Source organism: Nonomuraea terrae, from assembly GCF_004348995.1.
GTDB classification, from domain to species: domain Bacteria; phylum Actinomycetota; class Actinomycetes; order Streptosporangiales; family Streptosporangiaceae; genus Nonomuraea; species Nonomuraea terrae.
In genome coordinates this window covers 1-5,076 of sequence record NZ_SMKQ01000349.1, presented here as the reverse complement: position 1 = coordinate 5,076, position 5,076 = coordinate 1, and the positions used below count along the sequence as shown (strand labels likewise).

Here is a 5,076-nt window from a genome sequence, read left to right as displayed (position 1 = left end):
AGCGGCCAACGCCATCGATCACGTCCTGGCTTGGTCACACTTCCGGCGGCTTCATCAGACACGCGCTCTGATCAGCCACTACCGGCGACGCGGTGACCCATTCCCAGCGGACCTACGAATGTAGTACAGGGTGGGTTGGAAATAGTAGTAGTTTGCAGGACGTGGTGGAGATAGCGGTGACGTGGTGGCGGAGTTTGAAATCTTGCGCGAAGGCGGCGGGAGAGCTCGTGGCTGGAACGTTCTCGACAGTGTGATCGGAGACCTCGCGCAGAGGCCTGTATTCCCGCCGGTCAAGACTGTTTGTTTCTGATCAGGGCGCCATGGTTCTTCTGGCGTGGAGGTGGAGAGCTTGGGAGAGGGCTGACAGGCGTTGGGGGGAGGCCAGGCCGGCGTGGTAGAGGTGGAATTCGGTTGCGCCTGCCTTGGCGTACGTCCCGAGGTGGTCGGCGAGGGTGACGGCGTCGGCGGGACGGGGCGGCAGGGCCAGGACGTAGGCGCCTATCCGCTGCTCCGGAGTCGCCAGGTCCTTGAGCCTGGCCAAGCGAGCGACGTCCACGGCGGGGTCGCCCCAGCAGTTGGCCACCAGCACGTCGGCTCCGGGCTCGCCCGCGGGCAGCGGGGCGAAGGCGCCGGCGGCCCAGGGGTCGGGATTGGCGTGCAGGGTGATGGGGACGTTCGGGGCCGTGCTTCTGGCGGCGGCGATGAGGCGTTGGCGGAGTGTGTCCGATAGGCCGACACGGATGGCGCGTACCTCGTCCGTCAAGAAGCCCAGGGCCTCTTCGATGGTGCCGGCGGACGAGGCGGCGTCGTTCGTCGGTGTGGCGGTCGTATGCGTGGCGGGCGCCGTCGCGGGAGGTGAGGTGCGGTCTATGGCGGCTTTGACCTGGGCTCTTGTCGCATCCGGATAGCGGGGAGCGCAGGCGTTGCAGAAGCACAGGGAGAGGAGGTCGGCGTCCGCCGGAGTCCAGTCGGCTCCCAAGGTCTTCTCGTGGACGCTCTGGTGGGCGAAGCCCATGGGGCCGCAGGCCTCCAGGATCAGGCCGTCGGGCTCGGCCAGTTCCAGGACTTCCGTCACCAGGCGTTCGCAGTACCCGATGACGTCCTCGTGAGCCGGGCACAGGGCGTATGGGTACGGGTCGCCGAAGGCGTTGCGCACGACGAGGTCGGGATTGGCGGCGCCGAGGTGCGAGTTGTGGGTGAGGACGGTCCAGGCGTGCACGTCGAGGCCCACGGCCTTCAGGGCGTCGCGGGCCTGGAGGTAGGCGTCGGCGGGTGTCCACGTCGGAGCGACGGGCACCAGCCGCCCCCACGAAGATGGGCGAATTGGAAGGTAGAAGGCCGGATATGGGACGTCCAGCACGCGGTGGGCAGGGTGGTACGGCGTCGCCGCCCGGGTCGAGTGGTAGCTCGCCGCCAGCGCGACCGCTCGCACACCCAGATCGGCCAGGCGGTCCGGGGCAGTGGGGTCGCCGACCACGTCCCAGGGATAGAGGTAGGCGATGTTCACCAGCGGGGTCTCCTAGCCGTGAAGGAGGGATCGAAGCGTTGCATGTAGGACGTGTCGTCGCGGGCAGTGATCCCGCACTTCTCGTACTGCTCGTTCATGACGGCCAGCGCATCCCGGTCGAGCTCCACGCCGAGACCGGGGCCGACGGGCACCGGCACGGCGCCGTGCACGAACCTGAGGGCACCCGCCAGGACCACGTCCTGGCCGTCCTGCCACGGCGTGTGGGTGTCACAGGCGAACGTGAGGTTCGGCGTGGCCGCGGCCAGATGCGTCATTGCGGCCAGGCTGATCCCGAGATGCGAGTTGGAGTGCATCGACATGGCCAGGCCGAAGGCGTCGCACATGGCGGCGATGTGCGAGGAGCGGACGAGTCCGCCCCAGTAATGGTGGTCCAGGAGGAGCACGCCGATCGCATGGGACGCCATCGCCGGTGGGAAGTGCTCGGGCGCGACCACGCACATGTTCGTGGCCAGGGGCATCGGGACGGCCGCGGCCACCTCCGCCATGCCCGCGATGCCGGCGGTCGGGTCCTCCAGATACTGCAGGACGCCGTCGAGTTCGCGGCCCACCCTGATCGAGGTCTCCACGGTCCAGGCCGCGTTGGGGTCGAGGCGCAGCGGCACCTCGGGGAACGCCTCGTGCAGGGCGCGAATGGCGGCGATCTCCACGTCAGGCGGAAAGACGCCGCCCTTGAGCTTGATGGAGGTGAATCCGTACTCCTCGATGAGAAGCCGGGCCTGTGCGACGATGCCCGCTTCGTCCAGGGCGGCGCCGAATCGGTCAGGCTCGTCGCCGGGGTGGCCGGCCCACTTGTAGAAGAGATACGCGCTGTAGGGGACGGTGTCGCGAACCTTGCCGCCCAACAGGTCAAAGACCGGCACGCCGGTCGCCTTGCCGCGGATGTCCAGGCAGGCCACCTCGAAAGGGGAGAAGACTCGGTCGACGCTCTTCTCCTTGGTGGCGGCGCTCTGCCGACCGGTGCCCACGATGGCGTCGATCCGGGCGTACATCGTATGGAGAGCGTGGACGTCGAGGCCGATCAGCGCCTTCGCGCATTCCCTAACTCGGTTCAGATGGTGGAGATCGCCGTAGGTCTCGCCCAATCCGGTCAATCCATCGTCCGTGACGATCTCGACAATGGTCCGGAGGGCCCAGGGTTCGTGGACGCCGGAGGCGTTCAAAAGGGGCGGATCCCGGAAAGCTACTGGCGTGACGTGGACCTGCTGAATGATCAACGCGATCGCCGTCCATATATGTGAACAGTGGCCAGATTTGTGGACAAGTTGCCGCAACTGTAAGAATCAGGTTGAAGAAGTGTCAAGACTCCGAAGGGCCATTCGATGATCTACGGACACGACCCCAGGACCGGCGCGACCGTGGGCGCAGGCCTGCCCGAGACCGACAGTGCCGGGGTCGACTCGATCGTTTCCGCCGCAGCCACCGCCGGGACGGCCTGGCGCGCGATGCCGGCGGCCGAACGGGCCGTCGCGCTCGAGGCCGTCGCCGACGCGCTGACCGCGCACGTGGACGAACTGTGGCAGCTCGCCGATCAGGAGACCGCCCTGGGGGAAGGGCGGCTGCGCGGTGAGGTGGCGCGTGCGGCTGGACAGTTCCGGCTCTTCGCCGAGGTGATCAGAGACGGCGGCTATCTCGAGGCGATCATCGATCACGCGGACGCTTCCCTGGCGCCGCCCCGGCCCGACGTACGGCGGATGAAGCGTCCGCTGCAGGGTGTCGTGGCCGTCTTCGCGGCGAGCAACTTCCCGTTCGCGTTCTCGGTGGCCGGGGGCGACACCGCCTCCGCACTGGCCGCGGGGTGCCCGGTGGTCGTGAAGGCGCATCCTGGACACCCGAACACGTCCGAGCGGGTGGCCAGGATCGTGCAGGAGGCACTGCCGTACCCGGAACTTCTGGGCCTCGTACAGGGCATGCAGGCCGGTGCTGATCTGGTGCAGCACCCCGCGGTGGTCGCGGCCGGTTTCACCGGGTCCGTGGCTGGGGGCAAGGCGATCCAGAAGCTGATCGACGACCGCGAAGTGCCGATCCCGTTCTTCGGTGAGCTCGGAAGCGTCAACCCGGTGGTCGTGCTTCCGTCGGCGCCGGTCAAGGAGATCGCCTCGGGGTTCGCCGGATCGCTGACGCTTGGAGTGGGACAGTTCTGCACGAATCCCGGGCTCATGTTCGTGCCCGAGGACGACGAACTGCGCAAGGCGATCGTGGAGGCCGTCGAGGGCACCACCGGTGGTCCCATGCTGGCCGAGCGGATCAGGGACGGCTATGTCGGCGGCGTGGAGCGGCTGGGCGAGCTGCAGTTGCTGGCCGAGGGCAAGCCGGGCGAGGGGCACTGGGCGGTCACGCCCAAGGTCTTCACCGCCGATCTCGGTACGTTCGCGGAGAAGCTGCCGCACATCGCCGATGAGTGCTTCGGGCCGGCGTCGATCGTGGTGACCTATCGCGACGTCTCGGAGCTGCCTTCTGTGCTGGAACGGCTGGAGGGTTCGCTGACCGCGACCGTCCACAGCACCCAGCCGGACGAGGCCGCCGGCGTCGCGGAGGTGCTGACCAAGAAGGCAGGGCGGGTCATCTGGAACGGCTGGCCGACCGGTGTCGCCGTGTGCTGGGCCATGCACCACGGCGGTCCCTGGCCGTCCTCGACCACGACCTTCACCTCCGTCGGAGCCACGGCCATCGACCGCTGGCTCGCGCCCACGGCCTACCAGGACTGGCCGGATGCACTGCTGCCGGACGAGCTGAAGGAAGGCAACCCGCTGTCGATCCCGCGCAGGGTCGACGGTCGCCTGGTCCTCTGAATCCAGGTCGTCTGGAGTCAGGTCGTCTGAAGCCTGATCTATAAGGGCGGTCGGCGACATGAGACCGGCCTGGCAGTGACGCCACGGTCACCGGGGTCGTGGGCCACCGGAAACCATTGCGGTTTCCTTGGTCCTTGATCCCGGTGGTTGCCGTGGCGGGATGGTGTGGCTCCGGTGCACCCGGTCTGAGCTGCGCGTGTGCGTCGGCTTGTGGGCGGCACAGGCACGCATGTCTGGCCGGGCAACGGCGCGGCCGTTGGAGGCCGGTTGGGGTGCGCGGCTGGGGCGGCGCCGGTTGGGTAGCGGTGTGGTGCGTTTGAGATGCGCGGTTACGGCGGCGCTGGTTGGGTGCTGCGGCCGTTAGGGACGCAAGTTCGGTGTTGCGGCGGTGCGGTGTCATTGGGCTAGCGGCTGGGGCGGCGCGAGTTGGGTGGTGCGGCCGGTGGGGCGTCAGTTCGGTCGCGGCGGTGTGGTGCCTTTGGGGTCCGCGGTTGCGGCGGCGCCGGTTGGGTGGTGCGGCCGGTAGGGGCGCAAGTTCGGTCTTGCGGCGGTGCGATGCCATTGGGCAGCGGTTGCGCGCGGGAGTTTGGTCTTGCGGCGCAAGTTGGGTCGTCCGGTGGAGCGGTGCCGGTGGGGAAGCGGCGTCGCGGTGCCATTGGGTCGTCCGGCGGTGCGCTGTGAGTTGGGTCGTGCGGCGCGGCGGTGTGGTCGGGGTCGTGCGGCCGTGGCGGTGCAGGTCAGGTGGGAGTGGGGTGGGGG

At 68.5% G+C, this 5,076-nt stretch carries 3 protein-coding genes; 1 reads left to right on the top strand and 2 read right to left on the bottom strand.

From position 1 onward, the window contains the following. Nucleotides 1-310: 310 nt before the first annotated feature. Both E1286_RS45835 and E1286_RS45830 read right to left on the bottom strand, forming a co-directional pair. On the bottom strand, nucleotides 311-1,507 hold the full coding sequence (locus E1286_RS45835) for a hypothetical protein (protein ID WP_132623488.1): 1,197 nt from the start codon (nucleotides 1,505-1,507) through the stop codon (nucleotides 311-313). Then, on the bottom strand, nucleotides 1,504-2,688 hold the full coding sequence (locus tag E1286_RS45830) for an enolase C-terminal domain-like protein (protein ID WP_246075711.1): 1,185 nt from the start codon (nucleotides 2,686-2,688) through the stop codon (nucleotides 1,504-1,506). The genes E1286_RS45835 and E1286_RS45830 overlap by 4 nt, the downstream gene beginning before the upstream one ends. 159 nt (nucleotides 2,689-2,847) lie before the next feature. On the opposite strand from E1286_RS45830, the gene E1286_RS45825 reads away from it, so the two are divergent. Further along, the gene (locus E1286_RS45825; RefSeq protein ID WP_132623484.1) at nucleotides 2,848-4,317 is read left to right on the top strand and encodes an aldehyde dehydrogenase (NADP(+)); all 1,470 of its coding nucleotides are present in this window, start codon (nucleotides 2,848-2,850) and stop codon (nucleotides 4,315-4,317) included. Nucleotides 4,318-5,076: the final 759 nt, after the last annotated feature.

Coding starts and splice junctions, on each gene's coding strand:
- E1286_RS45825 (WP_132623484.1), top strand. CDS start 2,848: ATGATCTACGGACACGACCCCAGGACCGGCGCGACCGTGGGCGCAGGC.